Here is a 20145-nt window from a genome sequence, read left to right on the forward strand (position 1 = left end):
GGCTCCTTAGCCGCGCTTCCGGGTGGCGTAACGCCGACGGACGATGAGACGGTCGCTCGGCTGGCCCTTGCGCCGCGTGCGGCCCTCCGGCTTGCCCTTCGGGTTGACCGGGTGGCGGCCACCAGAGGTCTTGCCCTCACCACCACCGTGCGGGTGGTCGATCGGGTTCATCGCGACACCACGGACGGTCGGGCGCTTGCCCTTCCACCGCATGCGACCGGCCTTGCCCCAGTTGATGTTCGACTGGTCGGCGTTGCCGATCTCGCCGACGGTGGCCCGGCAGTGCACGTCGACGCGCCGGATCTCACCCGAGGGCATGCGGAGCGTGGCGTACTGGCCCTCGCGGCCCAGCAGCTGGATGCCGACGCCGGCCGAGCGGGCCAGCTTGGCACCACCGCCCGGGCGCAGCTCCACGGCGTGGACCGTGGTGCCGACCGGGATGTTGCGCAGCGGCAGGTTGTTGCCCGGCTTGATGTCCGCGCCGGCACCCGCCTCGACCCGGTCGCCCTGCTTGAGGTCCTTCGGGGCGATGATGTAGCGCTTCTCGCCGTCTGCGTAGTGCAGCAGCGCGATGCGCGCGGTCCGGTTGGGGTCGTACTCGATGTGCGCGACCTTGGCGGGGATCCCGTCCTTGTCCGCACGGCGGAAGTCGATCAGCCGGTACTGGCGCTTGTGGCCGCCGCCCTGGTGGCGCGCGGTCACCCGCCCGTGGACGTTGCGACCGCCCTTGTTCGGCAGCGGCTCGAGGAGCGACTTCTCCGGCGTCGATCGGGTGACCTCGGCGAAGTCGGCGACGCTCGAACCACGACGACCGGGCGTCGTCGGCTTGTACTTACGAATAGCCATCGTCTATACCCCTCAGCTGACCGGTCCGCCGAAGGCTTCGATCCGGTCACCCTCGGCGAGCTTGACCATCGCCCGCTTCGTGTCCTTGCGCTTGCCCCAACCCGTGCGGGTCCGCTTGCGCTTGCCTTCGCGGTTGATGGTGTTGACCGTCAGGACGCGGACGTTGAAGATCTGCTGGATAGCGATCTTGATTTCCGTCTTGTTGGCGTCCGGGTGCACCAGGAACGTGTACCAGTTGCGGTTGAGCTCGCTATAGCTCTTCTCCGAGACCACCGGCTGGATGATCACGTCCCGCGGGTCTGCGATCGTCGCCATGGCTCAGCCCTCCTCGTTGCTGTCGGCGTCGGCGCTGTCCGCACCGAACTCGGCCGGCACCCCGAGGAACTCGTTGAGCGCCGAGGTCGTGAAGACCACCTGGTCCGAGACGAGCACGTCGTGGGTGTTGAGCTGGTCGGCGACCAGCAGGTGCACCGACTGCTCGTTGCGCAGGCTCAGCCAGTTGGCCTCGTCGTCGCGCGCGAGGACCACCAGGACCCGGCGCGCCTCGGTGATGCCGCGCAGCACCTTGAGCGCTTCCTTGGTCTTCGGGGTCTCGCCCTCGATGAAGGTCTCCACGACGTGGATGCGGCCGTCGCGGGCGCGGTCGGAGAGCGCGCCACGCAGGGCGGCCGCCTTCATCTTCTTGTTCACCCGCTGGGTGTAGTCGCGCGGCACAGGGCCGTGCACGACGCCACCGCCGGTGAACTGCGGCGCCCGGATCGAGCCCTGACGGGCGCGGCCGGTGCCCTTCTGCTTGTACGGCTTCTTGCCGCCGCCGGCGACCTCGCCGCGCGACTTGGCCTTGTGCGTGCCCTGACGGGCCGCGGCCAGCTGCGCCACGACGACCTGGTGCATCAGCGGGATGCTGGCCTGGGCGTCGAAGATGTCGTCCGGCAGCTCGACGCTGCCGTTGGTCGCGCCGTCGACCGTCTTGATGTCAACGGTGGTCACTTGGTGATCCCACCCTTCTGCGACTTCGTCTCGGTCTTGGCCGCGGTGCGCAGCAGCACGAGGCTGCCCTTCGGGCCCGGGATCGCGCCCTTGACGAGGATCAGACCCTCTTCGGCGTCGACCCGCTGCACGGTCACGTTCTGCACGGTGAAGCGGACGCCACCCATGCGGCCGGCCATCCGGACGCCCTTGAAGACGCGACCGGGGGTCGCGCAGGCGCCGATCGAGCCGGGCGAGCGGTGCTTGCGCTCGACACCGTGGCTGGCCCGCAGGCCGTGGAAGCCGTGCCGCTTCATGACACCCGCGAAGCCCTTGCCCTTGCTGCGGCCGGTGACGTCGATCCGCTGGCCCGCCGCGAAGGCGTCGGCCGTGATCTCCTGGCCCAGCGCGTACTCACCGGCGTCGGTCGTGCGCAGCTCGACGATGTGCCGGCGCGGCGCGACGTCAGCCTTGGCGAAGTGGCCGGAGCGCGGCTTGTTGACCTTGCGGGGGTCGATCTGACCCCACGCCAACTGGACCGCCGAGTAGCCGTCGTTGTCGGGCGTGCGGACCTGGGTCACGACGCACGGGCCGGCCTGCACCACGGTCACCGGGACAACCTTGCCGTTGTCCCAGACCTGGGTCATGCCGAGCTTCTCACCCAGGATGCCCTTGACTTGCCTGTCCATAAGTCCGAGTCCCTACAGCTTGATCTCGATGTCGACGCCAGCCGGCAGGTCGAGGCGCATGAGCGAGTCGACCGTCTTGGGGGTCGGGTCGATGATGTCGATCAGACGCTTGTGCGTGCGCATCTCGAAGTGCTCGCGCGAGTCCTTGTACTTGTGCGGCGAGCGGATCACGCAGTAGCGGTTGATCTCAGTGGGCAGCGGCACCGGCCCAGCGACCTGAGCCCCGGTGCGCGTGACCGTCTCGACGATCTTCCGCGCCGAGGAGTCGACGACCTCGTGGTCGTAGGCCTTGAGCCGGATGCGGATCTTCTGTCCCGCCATGGTGGCTTCAGTTCCTTCTCTCATGCGGGGCTTCACAACCCCGCGAACCCCGCAGGGTCCGGTGCCGCTATAGGTGTTTGTCCGACCCCCGCGGTCGGGCGTGTCGCGGCCAAGGGCCAGGCTCCGCCATCGTCGTCCTCTGCGGGACCGCCGGTGGCTTCGGAGACCTACCCCAGGGCGTGCCACGCCCGGAACGCGGAGATGCGCGCCAGCCGCAAGACCGACGCCGCGCGGAAGCGGCCGAGACCGATTGAGCAGTCTCGACCGCCCCGCGACGCAACCCGACCATTATGCCGCATCAACTGCGACAAAGTGAAATCGGGGTACCTTCAGGGAATTACTTGATGATCTTCGTCACACGGCCGGCGCCGACGGTGCGGCCACCCTCGCGGATCGCGAAGCGGAGGTTCTCCTCCATCGCGATCGGCTGGATGAGCTGCACGGACATGCTGGTGTTGTCACCCGGCATGACCATCTCGGTGCCTTCCGGCAGCGTCACGACGCCGGTGACGTCGGTGGTGCGGAAGTAGAACTGCGGACGGTAGTTCTGGAAGAACGGGGTGTGCCGGCCACCCTCCTCCTTGGAGAGGATGTAGACGGTCGCCTCGAACTCGGTGTGCGGGGTGTTGCTACCCGGCTTCACCACGACCATGCCGCGCTCGACGTCCTCGCGCTTGATACCACGCAGGAGCAGACCGACGTTCTCGCCGGCGCGCGCCTCGTCGAGGATCTTGCGGAACATCTCGATCGCCGTGCAGGTGGTCTTCATCGACTTGGCCTTGATGCCAACGATCTCGACCTCCTCGTTCGGCTTGAGGATGCCACGCTCGACCCGGCCGGTGACGACGGTGCCACGACCGGTGATCGTGAAGACGTCCTCGACGGGCATGAGGAACGGCTTCTCGGTCTCGCGCTCGGGCTGCGGGATCGCGGTGTCGACCGCGTTCATCAGCTCCAGCAGCGCCTCGGACCACTTGGCGTCACCCTCGAGCGCCTTGAGCGCCGAGACCCGCACGACCGGAGCGTCGTCGCCCGGGAACTCCTGGCTCGACAGCAGCTCACGGACCTCGAGCTCGACGAGCTCCAGGAGCTCCTCGTCATCGACCATGTCGCTCTTGTTGAGCGCCACGACGATGTACGGCACACCGACCTGGCGGGCCAGCAGCACGTGCTCACGGGTCTGCGGCATGGGGCCGTCGGTCGCCGCCACCACCAGGATCGCGCCGTCCATCTGCGCGGCACCGGTGATCATGTTCTTGATGTAGTCGGCGTGACCCGGGCAGTCCACGTGCGCGTAGTGCCGGTTCGCGGTCTGGTACTCGACGTGCGCGATCGAGATCGTGATACCGCGGGCCTTCTCCTCCGGCGCCTTGTCGATCTCGTCGAACGGCGTGTACGGGTTGAGGTCCGGGTACTGGTCGTGCAGCACCTTGGTAATGGCCGCAGTCAGCGTCGTCTTACCGTGGTCGATGTGACCGATGGTGCCGATGTTGACGTGCGGCTTAGTCCGCTCGAACTTCGCCTTCGCCACTGGTGTCCTCCTGTGGACTTCTTGGTTCGCGGTACGCCGACGCTGGAAGCGCCGACGCACCCTGTCGACTTGGGTCTGGCGGCGGAAGCCTCAGGCCCGCTGACACAGCCTCACGGCCACTACCGGGGGATTTACTCCCCGGTTGCCTTCGCGATGATCTCCTTCGCCACGTTCGCGGGAACCTCGGCGTAGGAGTCGAACTGCATCGAGTAGCTCGCCCGGCCCTGAGTCTTCGACCGCAGGTCGCCGACGTAGCCGAACATTTCCGACAACGGCACGGTGGCGCGGACGACACGGGCGCCGCCACGCTCCTCCATCGCCTGGATGGTGCCACGCCGGGAGTTGAGGTCGCCGATGACGTCGCCCATGTTCTCCTCGGGCGTCGTCACCTCGACGGCCATCAGCGGCTCGAGGAGCACCGGGTTGGCCCGGCGAGCCGCGTCCTTGAGCACCATGGAGCCGGCGATCTTGAAGGCCATTTCCGAGGAGTCGACCTCGTGGTACTGGCCGTCGAGGAGCGTCAGCTTCAGGCCCACCAGCGGGAAGCCCGCGAGCACGCCGTACTGCATGGCGTCCTGCGCACCGGCGTCGACCGAGGGGATGAACTCCTTCGGGATGCGACCACCGGTGACGGCGTTGACGAACTCGTAGGTCGGGCCGTCGGCCGTCTGCTCCAGCGGCTCGAGCCGGACGATGACCCGCGCGTACTGGCCGGAGCCACCCGTCTGCTTCTTGTGGGTGTACTCGACCTTGTCCGCGACCGACTTCACGGTCTCGCGGTACGCAACCTGCGGCTTGCCGATGTTGGCCTCGACGTTGAACTCGCGCCGCATGCGGTCGACGAGGATGTCGAGGTGCAGCTCGCCCATGCCGGCGATGACCGTCTGCCCGGTCTCCTCGTCGTTCTTGACGCGGAAGGTCGGGTCCTCCTCCGCCAGCCGCTGGATGGCGACACCCAGCTTCTCCTGGTCGGCCTTGGTCTTCGGCTCGATCGCGACCTCGATGACCGGCTCCGGGAACGTCATCGACTCCAGGATGACCGGGTTGCCCGGGTCGCACAGCGTGTCACCGGTGGTCGTCTGCTTGAGACCCTGCACGGCGATAATGTCGCCGGCGCCGGCGCTGCTGCGCTCCTCACGCTTGTTCGCGTGCATCTGGTAGATCTTGCCGATCCGCTCCTTGCGGTCCTTGGTGGAGTTGACCACCTGGGTGCCGGAGTCGAGCGTGCCGGAGTAGATGCGCACGTAGGTGAGCTTGCCGAGGTGCTTGTCCGTCTGGATCTTGAAGGCCAGGCCGGAGAACGGCTCGCTGACCGACGGCTTGCGCTGCAGCGGCGTCTCGCCGTCCGTCGCGATGCCCTCGATCGCCGGGATGTCCAGCGGCGACGGCAGGAACTCCACGACGGCGTCGAGCATGGGCTGGACGCCCTTGTTCTTGAACGCCGAGCCACACACGACCGGGTTGAGCTTGCCGGCGATGGTCGCCCGGCGGATCGCCGACCTCAGGTCCTTGACGTCGATCTCGTCGCCGTCGAGGTAGCGGACCATGATGTCGTCGTCGGCCTCGGACAGCGTCTCGAGGAGCTTCTCCCGCCACTCGTTGGCCTGGTCGACCAGGTCGGCGGGCACCTCCTCGATCGCGTAGTCCTCACCCTTCTGGGTCTCGCCGCGCCAGGTCAGCGCACGCATCTCCAGCAGGTCGACGACGCCGATGTGGTCGCCCTCGAGCCCGATCGGGATCTGCAGCACCAGCGGGGTGGCGTTGAGCCGGTCGACCATCATCTGCACGCAGCGGAAGAAGTCGGCACCGGTGCGGTCGAGCTTGTTGACGAAGCACATACGCGGGACGTTGTACTTGTCCGCCTGACGCCAGACGTTCTCGGTCTGCGGCTCCACGCCGGCCACGCCGTCGTAGACCGCCACCGCGCCGTCCAGAACGCGCAGCGACCGCTCAACCTCGACCGTGAAGTCGACGTGGCCGGGCGTGTCGATGATCTGGATCGTGTGGCCCTTCCACTCGCACTTGGTCGCGGCGGAAGTGATGGTGATGCCCCGCTCCTGCTCCTGCTCCATCCAGTCCATGACCGCCGCGCCCTCGTGGACCTCGCCGATCTTGTACGTGATGCCGGTGTAGAAGAGGATGCGCTCGGTCGTCGTCGTCTTACCGGCGTCGATGTGCGCCATGATGCCGATGTTGCGCACCTTGGCGAGGGCGGCGTCTGCGGCAGCCACTTCGAATCCCTACTTCGTCTCTCGTCGGATGCTGGGGAAGCGTCGCTTACCAGCGGTAGTGCGCGAAGGCCTTGTTGGACTCCGCCATCTTGTGGGTGTCTTCGCGGCGCTTCACCGAAGCACCGAGACCGTTGCTCGCGTCGAGCAGCTCGTTCATGAGCCGCTCCACCATGGTCTTCTCACGGCGGGCCCGCGAGTAGGTGACGAGCCAGCGCAGGCCCAGCGTGGTGGCCCGGGGAGGGCGGACCTCGACCGGCACCTGGTAGGTCGCGCCACCGACACGGCGGCTGCGGACCTCGAGGGTCGGCTTCACGTTGTCCATGGCACGCTTCAGCGTCACGACGGGGTCGGTGCCGGTCTTCTCCCGCGCACCTTCGAGCGCGCTGTACACAATGCGCTCGGCGAGCTGGCGCTTGCCCTCGACCAGGATCTTGTTGATCAGCTGGGTGACGAGCAGGGAGTTGTAGACCGGGTCCGCCACGAGCGGCCGACGCGGCGCGGGGCCTTTACGCGGCATGTCAGCTCTTCTCCTTCTTCGCGCCGTAACGGCTGCGAGCCTGCTTGCGGTTGCGGACACCCTGCGTGTCCAACGAGCCGCGAATGATCTTGTAGCGCACGCCGGGGAGGTCCTTCACCCGTCCGCCACGCACCAGGACGATCGAGTGCTCCTGGAGGTTGTGACCGACACCCGGGATGTAGGCCGTGACCTCGATGCTGTTACTCAGCCGGACACGGGCAACCTTGCGCAGCGCCGAGTTGGGCTTCTTCGGCGTGGTCGTGTACACACGCGTGCAGACGCCCCGCCGCTGCGGGCTTCCCTTGAGCGCCGGCGTCTTCGTCTTGCTCAGCTTCGCCTGGCGGCCCTTGCGGACCAGCTGCTGGATCGTAGGCACTGGGCCTGCATCTCCCTTCGGCCTCCCGGCCGCACGTCTTCTCTTCGCTGTCTCCACGGCTTGGACCGGCACCCGCGGTCGGGCGTGTCGCCCAATCCGCGACCCGGCCCGATTGATCCCAGCCCGGGGTTGTGGTCCGCTCCCACCCTCAACTCCCGCGGAGGCGGGCCGATGTGGGCGCACGCACGAGTTGCCCGGCAACGCCGGGCACGAGGGGAAAGAGTACCCACCGTGAGGACGCTGGTCAAAACGAGGACCCGACCCTACGACGGAACACTCTTCATGCTAAGAGTACCTGGTCGCGGATCGAAGCGTCCCCGGGGGCCGAGATAGTGGCCATCAGGCCGCCAGCAGGAACGCGATCAAGAGGGACAGCAGGGCAAACCCGGCGCCGACCGAGCCGAGCACCAGCCCGGTGATCGCCATGCCCTTGCCGCTGATCCCCCGCCCGGCCAGCCGGATCTGCCGCATGCCGAACAGGCCCAGCCCGATCGCGCCGAGCCCGAGGAACACCGACAGGGCGGTGAACGCGCCGCCGGCCGCGGGGCCCCAGCCGTCCTGCGCGCCGGTCACGCCGAGGCAGGTCACGAACAGCGAGACCAGGATCGAGGCGATGCCGGCCACGAGGGCGCCGATCGACGGGCCGCTCGGCGCCGACTGGACCAGCGGGTAGGCAACCCCGAACGGGGTCCCCTGAACGAGATCGACCCGCATGGCCGGGAGCACGGGCGAGACGGGCGGCGGAGGCGGCGGAGGGAATCCCATGGCGTACCCCGGGTAGCCCGGGTGACCCGGGGGTGGCGGATGGGACGGGCGCATCGGCGGCTGTGAGGGACCGTGGACCACGTCAGTTCACCGTCGGGTCGAAGTCGGTGCCGCGCTGCCGCGCGTAGGTCAGCAGGCCGACGATCGCCAGCACGACCACCATGGCGATGGCGAGCACGATGCCGGCCCAGGCCAGCCGGACGCCGGTGCGCAGCCGCTTCGCGCCGAGCAGGAACCCCTCGGCCGCGACCAGCTCACCGCGCGATTCCCTGGCCATCAGCAGGGCGATCGTCGCCGGAATCACCCCGCCGAGGAACGGCCCGGTCACGACGGAGAGCAGCCCCAGGCCCAGCACGGCCGAGGACTTCGTCGCGCGGACCGGATCCGGGTCGAGCGGGTGCCGGGTCGCAGATGTCACCAGACGACCTTATCCCGCGGGACGCGAAGAGGGCGGGGGCACGGGGCCCCCGCCCTCTTTCACGGACGTTCGATGCTGGCCTAGCGGAACGAGCCCAGGTCGAAGTCGTCGAGCGGAACCGCCTGCCCGCTGGCCGGGCCGAAGCCGTAATCGGCCTCCGGGTAGCCGGTCATCGAGTAGACCTTCGCCTTCGCCTCCTCGGTCGGCTCGACCCGGATGCTGCGGTACTTGCTGATGCCCGTACCGGCCGGGATGAGCTTGCCGATGATGACGTTCTCCTTCAGACCGATCAGCGAGTCGCTGCGCGCGTGGATCGCCGCGTCGGTCAGCACCCGGGTCGTCTCCTGGAACGAGGCCGCGGACAGCCACGACTCCGTCGCCAGCGACGCCTTGGTGATACCCATCAGCACGGGACGGCCGGCCGCCGGCTCGCCGCCCTCGGCGACGACGCGGCGGTTCTCCGCCTCGAACATCGCCCGGTCCACGAGCACGCCCGGCAGGAACTCGGTCGAGCCGGAGTCGATGACCGTCACCCGCTTGAGCATCTGGCGAATGATGATCTCGATGTGCTTGTCGTGGATGAGCACGCCCTGCGAGCGGTACACCTCCTGGACCTCGGAGGTCAGGTGGACCTGGACCGCCCGCGGGCCCATGATGCGCAGCAGCTCGTGCGGGTCGATCGTGCCCTCGGTGAGCTTCTCGCCGACCTCGACGTGCTCGCCGTCCTGGATCCGCAGCTTGACGCGCCGGCTGAGCTTGTCGTGGACGATCTCGTCGCTGCCGTCATCCGGCACGATGATGATCTTCCGCATGCGCTCGCCGTCCTCGATGCGGACGCGACCGGGGGTGTCGGCGATGGGCGCCTTACCCTTCGGCACACGGGCCTCGAAGATCTCCTGGACACGGGGCAGACCCTGGGTGATGTCCTCACCCGCGACGCCACCGGTGTGGAAGGTACGCATCGTCAGCTGCGTGCCCGGCTCACCGATCGACTGGGCGGCGATGATGCCGACCGCCTCGCCGACGTCGACGGTCTTGCCCGTGGGCAGCGACCGGCCGTAGCAGGCGCCGCAGACGCCCAGCTTCGACTCGCAGGTGAGCACGCTGCGCACCCGGACGGTCTCGACCCCGCCGGCGACCAGCAGGTCGACCACGATCGAGTTGATGTCCGTGCCGCGCTCGGCGACGAGCTGGCCGTCCTTGCCGCGCACGTCGTCGGCCAGCGTGCGGGCGTGGACGCCCGTCTCCGCGTGCTGGTGGATCCGCAGCTCGCCGTCGATGAGCTCGCCGACCGCCATCGGGATGGCGCGGTCGGTGCCGCAGTCCTCCTCGCGGATGATGACGTCCTGCGAGACGTCCACCAGACGACGGGTCAGGTAACCCGAGTCGGCGGTCCGCAGCGCGGTGTCGGCCAGACCCTTGCGGGCACCGTGCGTGGAGATGAAGTACTCCAGCACGGACAGACCCTCCCGGTAGCTGGCCTTGATCGGCCGCGGGATGATCTCGCCCTTCGGGTTGGCCACCAGGCCACGGATCGCGGCGATCTGGCGGAGCTGGAGGAGGTTACCGCGGGCACCCGAGTTGATCATCTTCCACAGCGGGTTTTCGCGCGGCAGCGCGCTCTCCATCTCCTTGGCGACCTCGCCGGTCGCCTTGGTCCAGATCTCGATCAGCTCACCGCGGCGCTCCTCGGCCGTCATGAGACCGCGCTGGTACTGCTTGTCGATCCGCTCGGCCTCCTTCTCGTAGCGCTCGAGGATCTCGCGCTTGCGAGGCGGCTGGATGACGTCCTCCATGCCGATGGTGACGCCCGACCAGGTGGCCCAGTGGAAGCCGGCCAGCTTGAGCGCGTCGAGGGTCGCCGCCAGGGAGACCTTCGGGAACCGCTCGGCGAGGTCGTTGACGATCGCCGACAGCTGACCCTTGCGGATCTCGTAGTTGACGAAGCGGTACCCCACCGGGAGCGTCTCGTTGAAGAGCACCCGGCCGAGGGTCGTCTCGACGGTCACCGTCTCGCCCGGCTGCCAGCCCTCCGGCGCCTCCCACGGAGCGGCGCCGGCGCCGTTGTCGACCCCGACGATGCCCTTCAGGCGGATCCGGACCGGGGCCTGCAGGTGCAGCTCGCTCTGGTCGAACGCCATCCGCGCCTCGGCGTCGGAGCTGAACGTGCGCCCCTCGCCCAGCAGGTTCTTCTGGATGTGGGTGAGGTGGTACAGGCCGATGACCATGTCCTGCGTGGGCATGGTGACCGGCTTGCCGTCGGCCGGCTTGAGGATGTTGTTGCTGGACAGCATGAGGATGCGGGCCTCGGCCTGCGCCTCGGCGGACAGCGGCACGTGCACGGCCATCTGGTCGCCGTCGAAGTCGGCGTTGAAGGCGGTGCAGACGAGCGGGTGGATCTGGATCGCCTTGCCCTCGACCAGCTGCGGCTCGAAGGCCTGGATGCCCAGACGGTGCAGGGTCGGCGCGCGGTTGAGCAGCACCGGGTGCTCCGCGATGACCTCCTCCAGCACGTCCCACACGACCGGGCGCTGACGCTCGACCATGCGCTTGGCCGACTTGATGTTCTGCGCGTGGTTGAGATCCACCAGGCGCTTCATCACGAACGGCTTGAACAGCTCCAGCGCCATCTGCTTCGGCAGGCCGCACTGGTGCAGCTTGAGCTGCGGGCCGACGACGATGACCGAACGGCCGGAGTAGTCGACGCGCTTGCCCAGCAGGTTCTGCCGGAAGCGGCCCTGCTTGCCCTTGAGCATGTCGGACAGCGACTTCAGCGGCCGGTTGCCCGGGCCGGTGACCGGACGACCGCGGCGGCCGTTGTCGAACAGCGCGTCGACGGCCTCCTGCAGCATCCGCTTCTCGTTGTTGACGATGATCTCGGGGGCACCCAGGTCGATCAGGCGCTTGAGCCGGTTGTTCCGGTTGATCACCCGCCGGTACAGGTCGTTGAGGTCGCTGGTCGCGAACCGGCCACCGTCGAGCTGCACCATCGGGCGCAGGTCCGGCGGGATGACCGGGACGCAGTCCAGCACCATGCCGAGCGGCGAGTTGCTGGTGTTGAGGAACGCGGCGACGACCTTGAGTCGCTTGAGCGCCCGGATCTTGCGCTGGCCCTTGCCGCTGCGAATGGTCTCGCGCAGCAGCTCGGCCTCGTCGTCCAGGTCCAGGTTCTCCAGCAGCGCCTTGATCGCCTCGGCGCCCATGGCGCCCGAGAAGTACTCACCGAACCGGTCACGCAGCTCGCGGTAGAGCAGCTCGTCGGTGATGAGGTTCTTGCGCTCCAGCTTGCGGAACGTGTCCATGACCTCGTCGAGGCGGTCGATCTCGCGCTGCGCGCGGTCACGGATCTGCCGCATCTCGCGCTCGCCGGCCTCCTTGACCTTGCGGCGCACGTCGGCCTTCGCGCCCTCCGCCTCCAGCTCGGCCAGGTCCTGCTCGAGCTTGGCGGCGCGCTTCTCGATCTCCGAGTCGCGGGCGTTCTCCGCCTGCCGCTTCTCCGCCGACACCTCGTTCTCGAGGGTGGCGAGGTCGCGGTGGCGGGCCTCCTTGTCGACGCTGGTGATGACGTACGACGCGAAGTAGATGATCTTCTCGAGATCCTTCGGCGCCAGGTCGAGCAGGTAGCCGAGCCGGCTGGGCACGCCCTTGAAGTACCAGATGTGCGTGACCGGCGCGGCGAGCTCGATGTGGCCCATGCGCTCACGGCGGACCTTCGCCCGGGTCACCTCGACGCCGCAGCGCTCGCAGATGATGCCCTTGAAGCGGACCCGCTTGTACTTACCGCAGTAGCACTCCCAGTCGCGGGTCGGGCCGAAGATCTTCTCGCAGAAGAGCCCGTCCTTCTCCGGCTTCAGGGTGCGGTAGTTGATCGTCTCGGGCTTCTTGACCTCGCCGTGCGACCACTGGCGGATGTCGTCGGCCGTGGCCAGGCCGATGCGGAGCTCGTCGAAGTAGTTGACGTCGAGCACTTCGTCTATGTCCTCACGATTCAGTTGCTCGGGTAATTGCTAGGCCGCGGGGCGCGGCGCCGGCTGTCAGACCGGCGCCGCCCGCGAATCACACTTCCTCGACGCTGCTCGGCTCGCGCCGCGAGAGGTCGATACCCAACTCCTCGGCCGCGCGGAACACCTCGTCGTCCGTCTCGCGCATCTCAAGCGCCACGCCGTCGCTGGAGAGCACCTCGACGTTCAGGCACAGCGACTGCAGCTCCTTGAGGAGCACCTTGAAGGACTCCGGGATACCCGGCTCGGGGATGTTCTCGCCCTTGACGATCGCCTCGTAGACCTTGACACGCCCGAGGACGTCGTCGGACTTGATCGTCAGCAGCTCCTGCAGCGCGTAGGCCGCGCCGTAGGCCTGCATTGCCCAGCACTCCATCTCACCGAAGCGCTGGCCACCGAACTGCGCCTTACCGCCCAGCGGCTGCTGGGTGATCATCGAGTACGGACCGGTGGACCGGGCGTGAATCTTGTCGTCGACCAGGTGGTTGAGCTTGAGGATGTAGATGTAGCCGACCGCGATCGGGTCGGGCAGCGGCTCACCGGAGCGGCCGTCGAACAGCCGCGCCTTGCCACTGGCCCCGATGAGCTGCTTGCCGTCCCGGTTGGGCAGCGTGCTGCTCAGCAGGCCCGCAATTTCCTCTTCCTTCGCGCCGTCGAAGACCGGGGTCGCCACGTTGGTGTCCGCCTCGGACTCCCCCGCGTTGATGGACTTCAGCGCGCGCTTCCACTCGGCGTCGTCGCCGTCGATCTTCCAGCCCGTCTTGGCGACCCACCCGAGGTGGGTCTCCAGGACCTGGCCGATGTTCATCCGGCTCGGCACGCCGAGCGGGTTGAGCACGATGTCGACCGGGGTGCCGTCCTCCAGGAACGGCATGTCCTCGACCGGCAGGATCTTGGAGATGACACCCTTGTTGCCGTGGCGGCCGGCGAGCTTGTCGCCGTCCTGGATCTTCCGCTTCTGGGCCACGTAGACGCGCACCAGCTCGTTCACGCCCGGGGACAGCTCGTCGCCGTCCTCGCGGCTGAACGTCCGCACGCCGATGACCGTGCCGGTCTCGCCGTGCGGCACCTTGAGGCTGGTGTCGCGGACCTCGCGGGCCTTCTCGCCGAAGATCGCCCGGAGGAGTCGCTCCTCCGGGGTCAGCTCGGTCTCACCCTTGGGGGTGACCTTGCCGACCAGGATGTCGCCGGTCACGACCTCGGCGCCGATCCGGATGATCCCCCGCTCGTCGAGGTCGGCGAGCATTTCCTCGCTGACGTTCGGGATGTCGCGGGTGATCTCCTCCGGCCCCAGCTTGGTGTCGCGGGCGTCGACCTCGTGCTCCTCGATGTGGATCGAGGTGAGGACGTCGTTCTGCACCAGCTTCTGGGACAGGATGATGGCGTCTTCGTAGTTGTGACCCTCCCAGGGCATGAACGCCACGAGCAGGTTGCGCCCGAGCGCCATCTCGCCCTCGTCGGTGCACGGACCGTCGGCGATGACCTGCCCCGCCTCGACCCGGTCGCCCTCGAAGATCACCGGCTTCTGGTTGACGCAGGAGCCGGAGTTGGAGCGGCGGAACTTGTGCAGCAGGTAGGTCCGGCGGTGGCCGTCGTCCTGGTGGATCGTGATGTAGTCGGCGCACATGTCCTCGACCATGCCGCCCACCTCGGCCACGACCACGTCACCGGCGTCGACGGCGGCACGGTACTCCATGCCGGTGCCGACGAGCGGGGACTCGGCCTTGACCAGCGGCACGGCCTGGCGCTGCATGTTGGCGCCCATCAGTGCCCGGTTGGCGTCGTCGTGCTCGAGGAACGGGATCATCGCGGTGGCGACCGAGGTCATCTGCCGCGGCGACACGTCCATGTAGTCGACCTGGTCGGCGGGGACGTTGTCGACCTCGCCGCCCTTCCGGCGGACGAGGATGCGGTCCTCGGCGAAGTTGCCGTCGCTCTTCAGCGGAGCGTTGGCCTGCGCCTTGACGAACCGGTCCTCCTCGTCGGCGGTCAGGTAGTCGATCTGGTCCGTCACCCGGCCGTCGACGACCTTGCGATACGGCGTCTCGACGAAACCGAACGGGTTGACCCGCGCGAACGTCGAGAGCGCGCCGATGAGACCGATGTTGGGACCCTCGGGGGTCTCGATCGGGCACATGCGGCCGTAGTGCGACGGGTGCACGTCACGAACCTCGAAGCCGGCCCGCTCACGCGACAGACCACCCGGGCCGAGCGCGCTCAGCCGGCGCCGGTGGGTCAGGCCCGCCAGCGGGTTGGTCTGGTCCATGAACTGCGACAGCTGGGAGGTGCCGAAGAACTCCTTGATCGCCGCCACGACGGGACGGATGTTGATCAGGGTCTGCGGCGTGATCGCCTCGACGTCCTGGGTCGTCATGCGCTCGCGCACGACGCGCTCCATCCGGGACAGGCCCACGCGGACCTGGTTCTGGATGAGCTCGCCGACCGTGCGCAGGCGCCGGTTGCCGAAGTGGTCGATGTCGTCGGCCTCGTAGCCCTCTTCGCCCGTGTGCAGGCGGCAGAGATACTCGACCGTGGCGACGACGTCCTCCTCGGTCAGCACGCCCTGGTTGATCGGGACGTCCAGCTCGAGCTTCTTGTTGAACTTGTATCGACCGACCTTGGCGACGTCGTAGCGCTTCGGGTTGAAGAAGAGGTTGTCCAGCAGGTTCTGGGCGTTCTCCCGCGTCGGCGGCTCACCCGGCCGCAGCTTGCGGTAGATGTCCAGCAGCGCCTCGTCCTGGCCGGCGATGTGGTCCTTCTCGAGCGTCGTCATCATGAGCTCGGACCAGCCGAACTTCTCACGGATGCGCTCGGCGGACCAGCCGATGGCCTTGAGCAGGACGGTGACCGCCTGCCGGCGCTTGCGGTCGATGCGGACACCGACGGTGTCGCGCTTGTCGATGTCGAACTCCAGCCAGGCGCCCCGGCTCGGGATCACCTTGACGCTGGTGAGGTCGCGGTCGGAGGTCTTGTCCGGCTGCTTGTCGAAGTAGACGCCCGGAGAACGGACGAGCTGGCTCACCACGACGCGCTCGGTGCCGTTGATGATGAACGTGCCCTTCGGCGTCATCATCGGGAAGTCACCCATGAACACCGTCTGGCTCTTGATCTCGCCAGTGGTGTGGTTGGTGAACTCCGCGGTCACGAACAGCGGCGCGCAGTAGGTGAGGTCCTTCTCCTTGCACTCCTCGATCGGGGCCTTGACCTCGTCGAAGCGTGGAGCGGAGAACGACAGCGACATCGTGCCGGAGAAGTCCTCAATGGGACTGATCTCGTCGAGGATCTCCGCCAGCCCGGAACGGGCGTGCTGATCACCGGCCGAGCGGCTCTGCCAATTCTCGTTGCCAACCAACCAGTCGAACGAGTCGGTTTGGATTGCAAGGAGGTTGGGAACCTCAAGGTGTTCGGTGATCCTGCCGAAGGAGATCCGGCGGGGAGCGAAAGCGCTCGATTGACTGGTCTTCGCAGGGCGGGAAGCTGCCAAGATGCGTCCTTCCGAGGACCGGTGGTGCAGACAGGCCGTTTTGCGTGCAGCCTGACGACCTCCGATGTGAAGAGTGCCCACGAAGAGGCACCTCACGCCAGAGGTGAAGTCAGAAGACAGCGCAAACTAGCAGTGTAGCCGAAAGGCTAACCGCTGTCGAGCGGCCCCGTGCACGATGTTTCAAACGATCTTTCGCGAAGATCGTTTCTCCACCGGCCGAGCCGCTCGCGTCGGTCGTGGCCTGCAGCTCACCAGTCGATGCGCTCAGAGCCGGACCCAAGAAGGGCCGGGGCACATCGGTCGGGCCGCTGGCCGCCGCGTCCGCGGAAGGGCAGTGCCTGATTAGCGTGCCTGCCCGCCGGTCATCGCGTCAAGGGTTCCCACGCGCGTCGGACCGCCGTGACAGATATCTCGCAGTACGACCACTAAGTGTTGTGGTGGTGACCCCTAGATCTTGGGTCCTTACCACTCCGCGACCGCCGGGGCGGTCCGGGGAAACACGAACGGCCGCCGGCGAACCGGCGGCCGTCCCTGTCGCGTTGCAGCAGGTTACTTGAGGGTAACCTTGGCGCCCTCGGCCTCGAGCTTCGCCTTGGCCTTGTCGGCGGCGTCCTTGTTGGCCTTCTCGAGGACGGCCTTCGGCGCGGCCTCGACGAGGTCCTTCGCCTCCTTCAGGCCCAGGCCGGTCAGCTCGCGCACGACCTTGATGACCTGGATCTTCTTGCCGCCGTCACCCTCAAGGATGACGTCGAACTCGCTCTGCTCTTCCTTCTCCTCGACCGCGGCGGCCGGGCCGGCCTGGGCGATCGCGACGGGAGCCGCGGCGGTGACCTCGAAGACCTTCTCGAACTCCTTCACGAACTCGGAGAGCTCGATCAGGGTCATCTCCTTGAACGCGTCGAGCAGTTCGTCGGTGCTCAGCTTCGCCATGGTGGCGGTTTCCTTTCCGAAAGTGTGATGTGGGGCACCGGCCTACTCGGCCGCGCCGCCGGATTCCTTCTCGCGCTTCTCCTGCAGAGCAGCCACGGTGCGGGCCGCCTTCGACAGCGGCGCCTGGAACAGCGCCGCGGCCTTGCTGAGGTTGCCCTTCATGGCGCCGGCCAGCTTCGCCAGCAGCACCTCACGCGACTCCAGGTCAGCCAGGCGACGGACCTCGTCCGCGCTGATGGCCTTGCCTTCGAACACGCCGCCCTTGATCACGAGCAGCGGGTTGGCCTTCGCGAACTCGCGAATGCTCTTCGCCGCCTCGACCGGGTCGCCGGAGACGAAGGCGAGCGCGGTAGGACCGGCAAACAAATCGTCGAGACCGCTGATGCCAGCGTCCGTCGCGGCACGCTTCGCGAGCGTGTTCTTCGCGACGGCGTACGTGGTCTCGCGCCCCAGGCTGCGGCGCAGCGTCTTGAGCTGCGCCACGGTCAGGCCGCGGTACTCGGTCAGCACGGTGGCCGTCGAGCCCCGGAAGTGCTCGGTGAGCTCCGCGACCGCGGTGGCCTTGTCGTCTCGAACCGGCTTGTCCGCCATGTCCCTCCTCTCTCCTTGCTTCGGTGCTGGTCACACGATCGGAACGCCCACAGCAACGAAAAACGCCCCGGCGCAGGGGCGCACGGGGCTCGATGCGGCGCACGGTGGCGCCGAGTCTTGCTGGTCCGGCCCTGCGCGGGTCGCCCGCGTTGATGCGGGACCTTCGACGTCCGCCTGTTTTTGGACAGGAGGGCGTGACCAGCGGTCTTCGGGTTTCGACCTCATTTATACACGGCCCGCCCGGGCGCACCAAATCAGGGCCTGGTCAGGCGCAGTCTCGCGTAGAAGACGATCACGATCGCGGTCCACGCGACGCCCCAGCCGGTCGCCAGCGCGATCGCCGCCAGGTCGGCCCCGCCGACCGTCTCGCGGGCGGCCGCCATCACGGGCGGCATGAGCCACGGCGCCGGTGAGCTCTTCAGCCCGAGGACGATCGCCAGGACGATCCCGCCGACGAGCACGGCCAGGCCGCGGGCCGCCTGGCCGGACACCGCGCGGCTGGCCAGGGCGCCGAGCGCCACCGCCGGCAGCAGGAGCAGCAGGTGGGCCCAGACGCCGAGGGCGATACCGGTGCCGAGCGGCGGATCGCCCGGCTTCTGCGGGCCGGTCACCCCGCCGACGACCCAGGGCAGCACCAACGCGATCAGGACAACCGGCAGGCCGGCCAGGAGGGACGCCAGGATGGCGGCCGCTGTCTCGCGAAAGGCACCGCCGACCGCCACGCGATTGAGCCGCCGCTGGACGTCGGGCTCGACGTCGAGCAGGATCTTCGTCTGCCAGGCCAGGACACCGAACAGCACGGCGGCGGACACCCCATAGGCCTCGCCGGCCTGGGCCTGGCCTCCGCCGTAGAGGATCGACAGCACCACCAGCGCCGCGAACAGTGGCGCCGCGGCCCGGCCGGTCTGCACGAAGCCGGCCAGCCGCATCCGGATCAGTGCGGTCATCGGGGTGCGACCTCGTCCCGCACGGCGAGGATCTCGAAGCCGCCGGCGCGCAGCCGCTCCAGGGCCTCCGGCGTGTCGGCGGCCGCGACGGCCACCTCGATCACCCGCCTGGCCTCGAGCCGGGCGTCCTCGCGGACCTCGCCGTCGCGCACGTGCCAGCGGCGGGCGCCGGGGAGCCGGCCGACCTCGCCCAGGTGGTCGCTGATCAGCACCGCGCCACCCCGGGCCACCACCTCGCCGACGATCCGCGGGACGTGCTCACGGGTCTGCGCGTCGAGGCCCTCCCACGGCTCGTCGAGCACCAGCAGGCCGGGTGGCACGAGGAGGGCCTGGACCAGGCCGATCTTCTGGGCGGAGCCCTTCGAGAGGCGGCTCAGCCGGACGTCGAGGAAGCCGGTGAAGCCGAGGCGCTCGGCCCACCGCTCGATCTGGGCCTCGTCACCGCCGCGGATCCGGGCGGTGTGGCGCAGCAACGCGCGGGCGGTGAAGGGCTGGTCGGCCGGGAAGCGCTCGGGCACCCAGCCGACGACCGGCGGGCGGGCCTCGACGGTGCCCCGGGCCGGTCGCAGGACCCCGGCAGCGAGCTGCAGGAGCGTCGACTTGCCGGCGCCGTTGGGACCCTCGACCACCGCGACCTCGCCGGGCGGGAGGGTCAGGTTGACACCGCGGAGCGTCCACGCGGCACCGCGCGCGTATCGGAACCAGACGTCCTGCAAACGCACCGGGACAGCGTGCCACAGGCACGCTGTCCCGGTGTTACCCGTTTCGCCGGTGCTACTCGGCCGCGCTCGTGGTGACCGAGTCGTCCTCGAGCAGGTTGCGGATCTTGTTCGGGTCGACCGGGATGCCCGGGCCCATGGTGGTGGTGAGGAAGATCTTCCTGAGGTACTTGCCCTTGGCCGCCGAAGGCTTGGCCCGGTTGATCTCGTCGAGGACCGCCGCGTAGTTCTCGACCAGCTGCTGCTCGGTGAAGCTGAGCTTGCCGATGATCAGGTGCAGGTTCGAGTGCTTGTCCACGCGGTAGGTGATCTTGCCACCCTTGATCTCGTTGACCGCCTTGGTGACGTCCATCGTGACCGTGCCCGTCTTCGGGTTCGGCATCAGGCCGCGCGGGCCCAGGATCCGCGCGATCCGGCCGATCTTGGCCATCTGGTCGGGCGTCGCGATCGCCGCGTCGAAGTCCAGCCAGCCTTCCTGGATCCGGGCGACGAGGTCGTCGGTGCCCACCGCGTCGGCGCCGGCGGCCTCGGCCTCGGCGGCCTTGGGGCCCTGCGCGAAGACGATGACGCGGGCGGTCTTGCCGGTGCCGTGCGGCAGGTTGACCGTGCCACGGACCATCTGGTCGGCCTTGCGCGGGTCGACGCCCAGGCGCATGGCCACCTCGACCGTCGGGTCGAACTTCACGGTCGACGTCTGCTTGGCCAGCTTGACGGCGGCGGCGGGGCTGTAGAGCGCGTTGCGGTCGACGAGTTCGACGACCTTGCGGTAGTTCTTGCCGTGCTGCGACATGTCGCTGATTACTCCTGTGG

General features: G+C 68.2%; 18 protein-coding genes. All 18 read right to left on the reverse strand.

Annotated features, from left to right (window positions below):
- Nucleotides 1–6: 6 nt before the first annotated feature.
- The 18 genes from rplB to rplA all read right to left on the reverse strand — a co-directional run bounded on the left by rplB (nt 7) and on the right by rplA (nt 20125).
- The gene (gene rplB, locus ABZS66_RS09300) at nt 7–846 is read right to left on the reverse strand and encodes a 50S ribosomal protein L2 (protein ID WP_354756604.1); all 840 of its coding nucleotides are present in this window, start codon (nt 844–846) and stop codon (nt 7–9) included.
- Nucleotides 847–858: 12 nt separating this feature from the next.
- The gene (rplW, locus tag ABZS66_RS09305; RefSeq protein WP_354756605.1) at nt 859–1161 is read right to left on the reverse strand and encodes a 50S ribosomal protein L23; all 303 of its coding nucleotides are present in this window, start codon (nt 1159–1161) and stop codon (nt 859–861) included.
- Nucleotides 1162–1164: 3 nt separating this feature from the next.
- Complete coding sequence (rplD, locus tag ABZS66_RS09310) at nt 1165–1836, reverse strand: 50S ribosomal protein L4 (protein ID WP_354756606.1); 672 nt, start codon at nt 1834–1836, stop codon at nt 1165–1167.
- Nucleotides 1833–2504, reverse strand: coding sequence for a 50S ribosomal protein L3 (rplC, locus tag ABZS66_RS09315; RefSeq protein ID WP_354756607.1), 672 nt, complete (start codon nt 2502–2504; stop codon nt 1833–1835). Before rplC ends, rplD begins: the two co-directional genes overlap by 4 nt.
- A gap of 12 nt (nt 2505–2516) precedes the next feature.
- Nucleotides 2517–2825, reverse strand: a complete 309-nt coding sequence (gene rpsJ, locus ABZS66_RS09320; RefSeq protein ID WP_018347762.1) for a 30S ribosomal protein S10 — start codon at nt 2823–2825, stop codon at nt 2517–2519.
- 337 nt (nt 2826–3162) lie between these two features.
- The gene (gene tuf, locus ABZS66_RS09325) at nt 3163–4356 is read right to left on the reverse strand and encodes an elongation factor Tu (protein WP_354756608.1); all 1194 of its coding nucleotides are present in this window, start codon (nt 4354–4356) and stop codon (nt 3163–3165) included.
- 131 nt (nt 4357–4487) lie between these two features.
- Nucleotides 4488–6587 carry an elongation factor G gene (gene fusA / locus ABZS66_RS09330; RefSeq protein WP_354756609.1) on the reverse strand — a complete coding sequence of 700 codons (2100 nt, stop codon included), beginning with the start codon at nt 6585–6587 and terminating at the stop codon, nt 4488–4490.
- A 46-nt stretch (nt 6588–6633) separates the two neighbouring features.
- Nucleotides 6634–7104: a 30S ribosomal protein S7 gene (gene rpsG / locus ABZS66_RS09335; protein WP_190249390.1), complete on the reverse strand. Its 471-nt coding sequence runs from the start codon at nt 7102–7104 to the stop codon at nt 6634–6636.
- Between the two features lies 1 nt (nt 7105).
- Entirely contained in the window at nt 7106–7480 is a 375-nt protein-coding gene (rpsL, locus tag ABZS66_RS09340) for a 30S ribosomal protein S12 (RefSeq protein ID WP_190249391.1), read from the reverse strand.
- 339 nt (nt 7481–7819) lie between these two features.
- Nucleotides 7820–8194: a hypothetical protein gene (locus ABZS66_RS09345; RefSeq protein ID WP_354756610.1), complete on the reverse strand. Its 375-nt coding sequence runs from the start codon at nt 8192–8194 to the stop codon at nt 7820–7822.
- A 133-nt stretch (nt 8195–8327) separates the two neighbouring features.
- Nucleotides 8328–8663 (reverse strand): hypothetical protein, encoded by a 336-nt coding sequence (locus ABZS66_RS09350; RefSeq protein ID WP_354756611.1) that lies wholly within the window; start codon nt 8661–8663, stop codon nt 8328–8330.
- Between the two features lie 80 nt (nt 8664–8743).
- Nucleotides 8744–12631, reverse strand: a complete 3888-nt coding sequence (locus tag ABZS66_RS09355; protein ID WP_354756612.1) for a DNA-directed RNA polymerase subunit beta' — start codon at nt 12629–12631, stop codon at nt 8744–8746.
- A gap of 88 nt (nt 12632–12719) precedes the next feature.
- On the reverse strand, nt 12720–16148 hold the full coding sequence (locus ABZS66_RS09360; protein ID WP_354756613.1) for a DNA-directed RNA polymerase subunit beta: 3429 nt from the start codon (nt 16146–16148) through the stop codon (nt 12720–12722).
- A gap of 549 nt (nt 16149–16697) precedes the next feature.
- Nucleotides 16698–17078, reverse strand: coding sequence for a 50S ribosomal protein L7/L12 (rplL, locus tag ABZS66_RS09365; protein WP_354756614.1), 381 nt, complete (start codon nt 17076–17078; stop codon nt 16698–16700).
- Between the two features lie 42 nt (nt 17079–17120).
- A complete protein-coding gene (gene rplJ, locus ABZS66_RS09370; protein ID WP_354756615.1) occupies nt 17121–17669 on the reverse strand; it encodes a 50S ribosomal protein L10 in 549 nt (182 codons plus the stop codon).
- 254 nt (nt 17670–17923) lie between these two features.
- On the reverse strand, nt 17924–18616 hold the full coding sequence (locus ABZS66_RS09375) for a hypothetical protein (RefSeq protein ID WP_354756616.1): 693 nt from the start codon (nt 18614–18616) through the stop codon (nt 17924–17926).
- Nucleotides 18613–19338 carry an ATP-binding cassette domain-containing protein gene (locus ABZS66_RS09380; protein WP_354756617.1) on the reverse strand — a complete coding sequence of 242 codons (726 nt, stop codon included), beginning with the start codon at nt 19336–19338 and terminating at the stop codon, nt 18613–18615. Before ABZS66_RS09380 ends, ABZS66_RS09375 begins: the two co-directional genes overlap by 4 nt.
- A 52-nt stretch (nt 19339–19390) precedes the next feature.
- Nucleotides 19391–20125 carry a 50S ribosomal protein L1 gene (gene rplA, locus ABZS66_RS09385; RefSeq protein WP_354756618.1) on the reverse strand — a complete coding sequence of 245 codons (735 nt, stop codon included), beginning with the start codon at nt 20123–20125 and terminating at the stop codon, nt 19391–19393.
- Nucleotides 20126–20145 lie beyond the last annotated feature (20 nt).

This window comes from Dactylosporangium sp. NPDC005572 (assembly GCF_040605515.1).
GTDB lineage: Bacteria > Actinomycetota > Actinomycetes > Mycobacteriales > Micromonosporaceae > Dactylosporangium.

Excerpts from the sequence above, each read along its gene's own strand:
- rplW (WP_354756605.1), bottom strand. The coding sequence starts at position 1,161 with ATGGCGACGATCGCAGACCCGCGGGACGTGATCATCCAGCCGGTGGTC.
- rplJ (WP_354756615.1), bottom strand. The coding sequence starts at position 17,669 with ATGGCGGACAAGCCGGTTCGAGACGACAAGGCCACCGCGGTCGCGGAG.
- rplB (WP_354756604.1), bottom strand. The coding sequence starts at position 846 with ATGGCTATTCGTAAGTACAAGCCGACGACGCCCGGTCGTCGTGGTTCG.
- rpsJ (WP_018347762.1), bottom strand. The coding sequence starts at position 2,825 with ATGGCGGGACAGAAGATCCGCATCCGGCTCAAGGCCTACGACCACGAG.
- rplL (WP_354756614.1), bottom strand. The coding sequence starts at position 17,078 with ATGGCGAAGCTGAGCACCGACGAACTGCTCGACGCGTTCAAGGAGATG.
- ABZS66_RS09345 (WP_354756610.1), bottom strand. The coding sequence starts at position 8,194 with ATGCGGGTCGATCTCGTTCAGGGGACCCCGTTCGGGGTTGCCTACCCG.
- rpsG (WP_190249390.1), bottom strand. The coding sequence starts at position 7,104 with ATGCCGCGTAAAGGCCCCGCGCCGCGTCGGCCGCTCGTGGCGGACCCG.
- rplA (WP_354756618.1), bottom strand. The coding sequence starts at position 20,125 with ATGTCGCAGCACGGCAAGAACTACCGCAAGGTCGTCGAACTCGTCGAC.
- rplC (WP_354756607.1), bottom strand. The coding sequence starts at position 2,504 with ATGGACAGGCAAGTCAAGGGCATCCTGGGTGAGAAGCTCGGCATGACC.
- ABZS66_RS09375 (WP_354756616.1), bottom strand. The coding sequence starts at position 18,616 with ATGACCGCACTGATCCGGATGCGGCTGGCCGGCTTCGTGCAGACCGGC.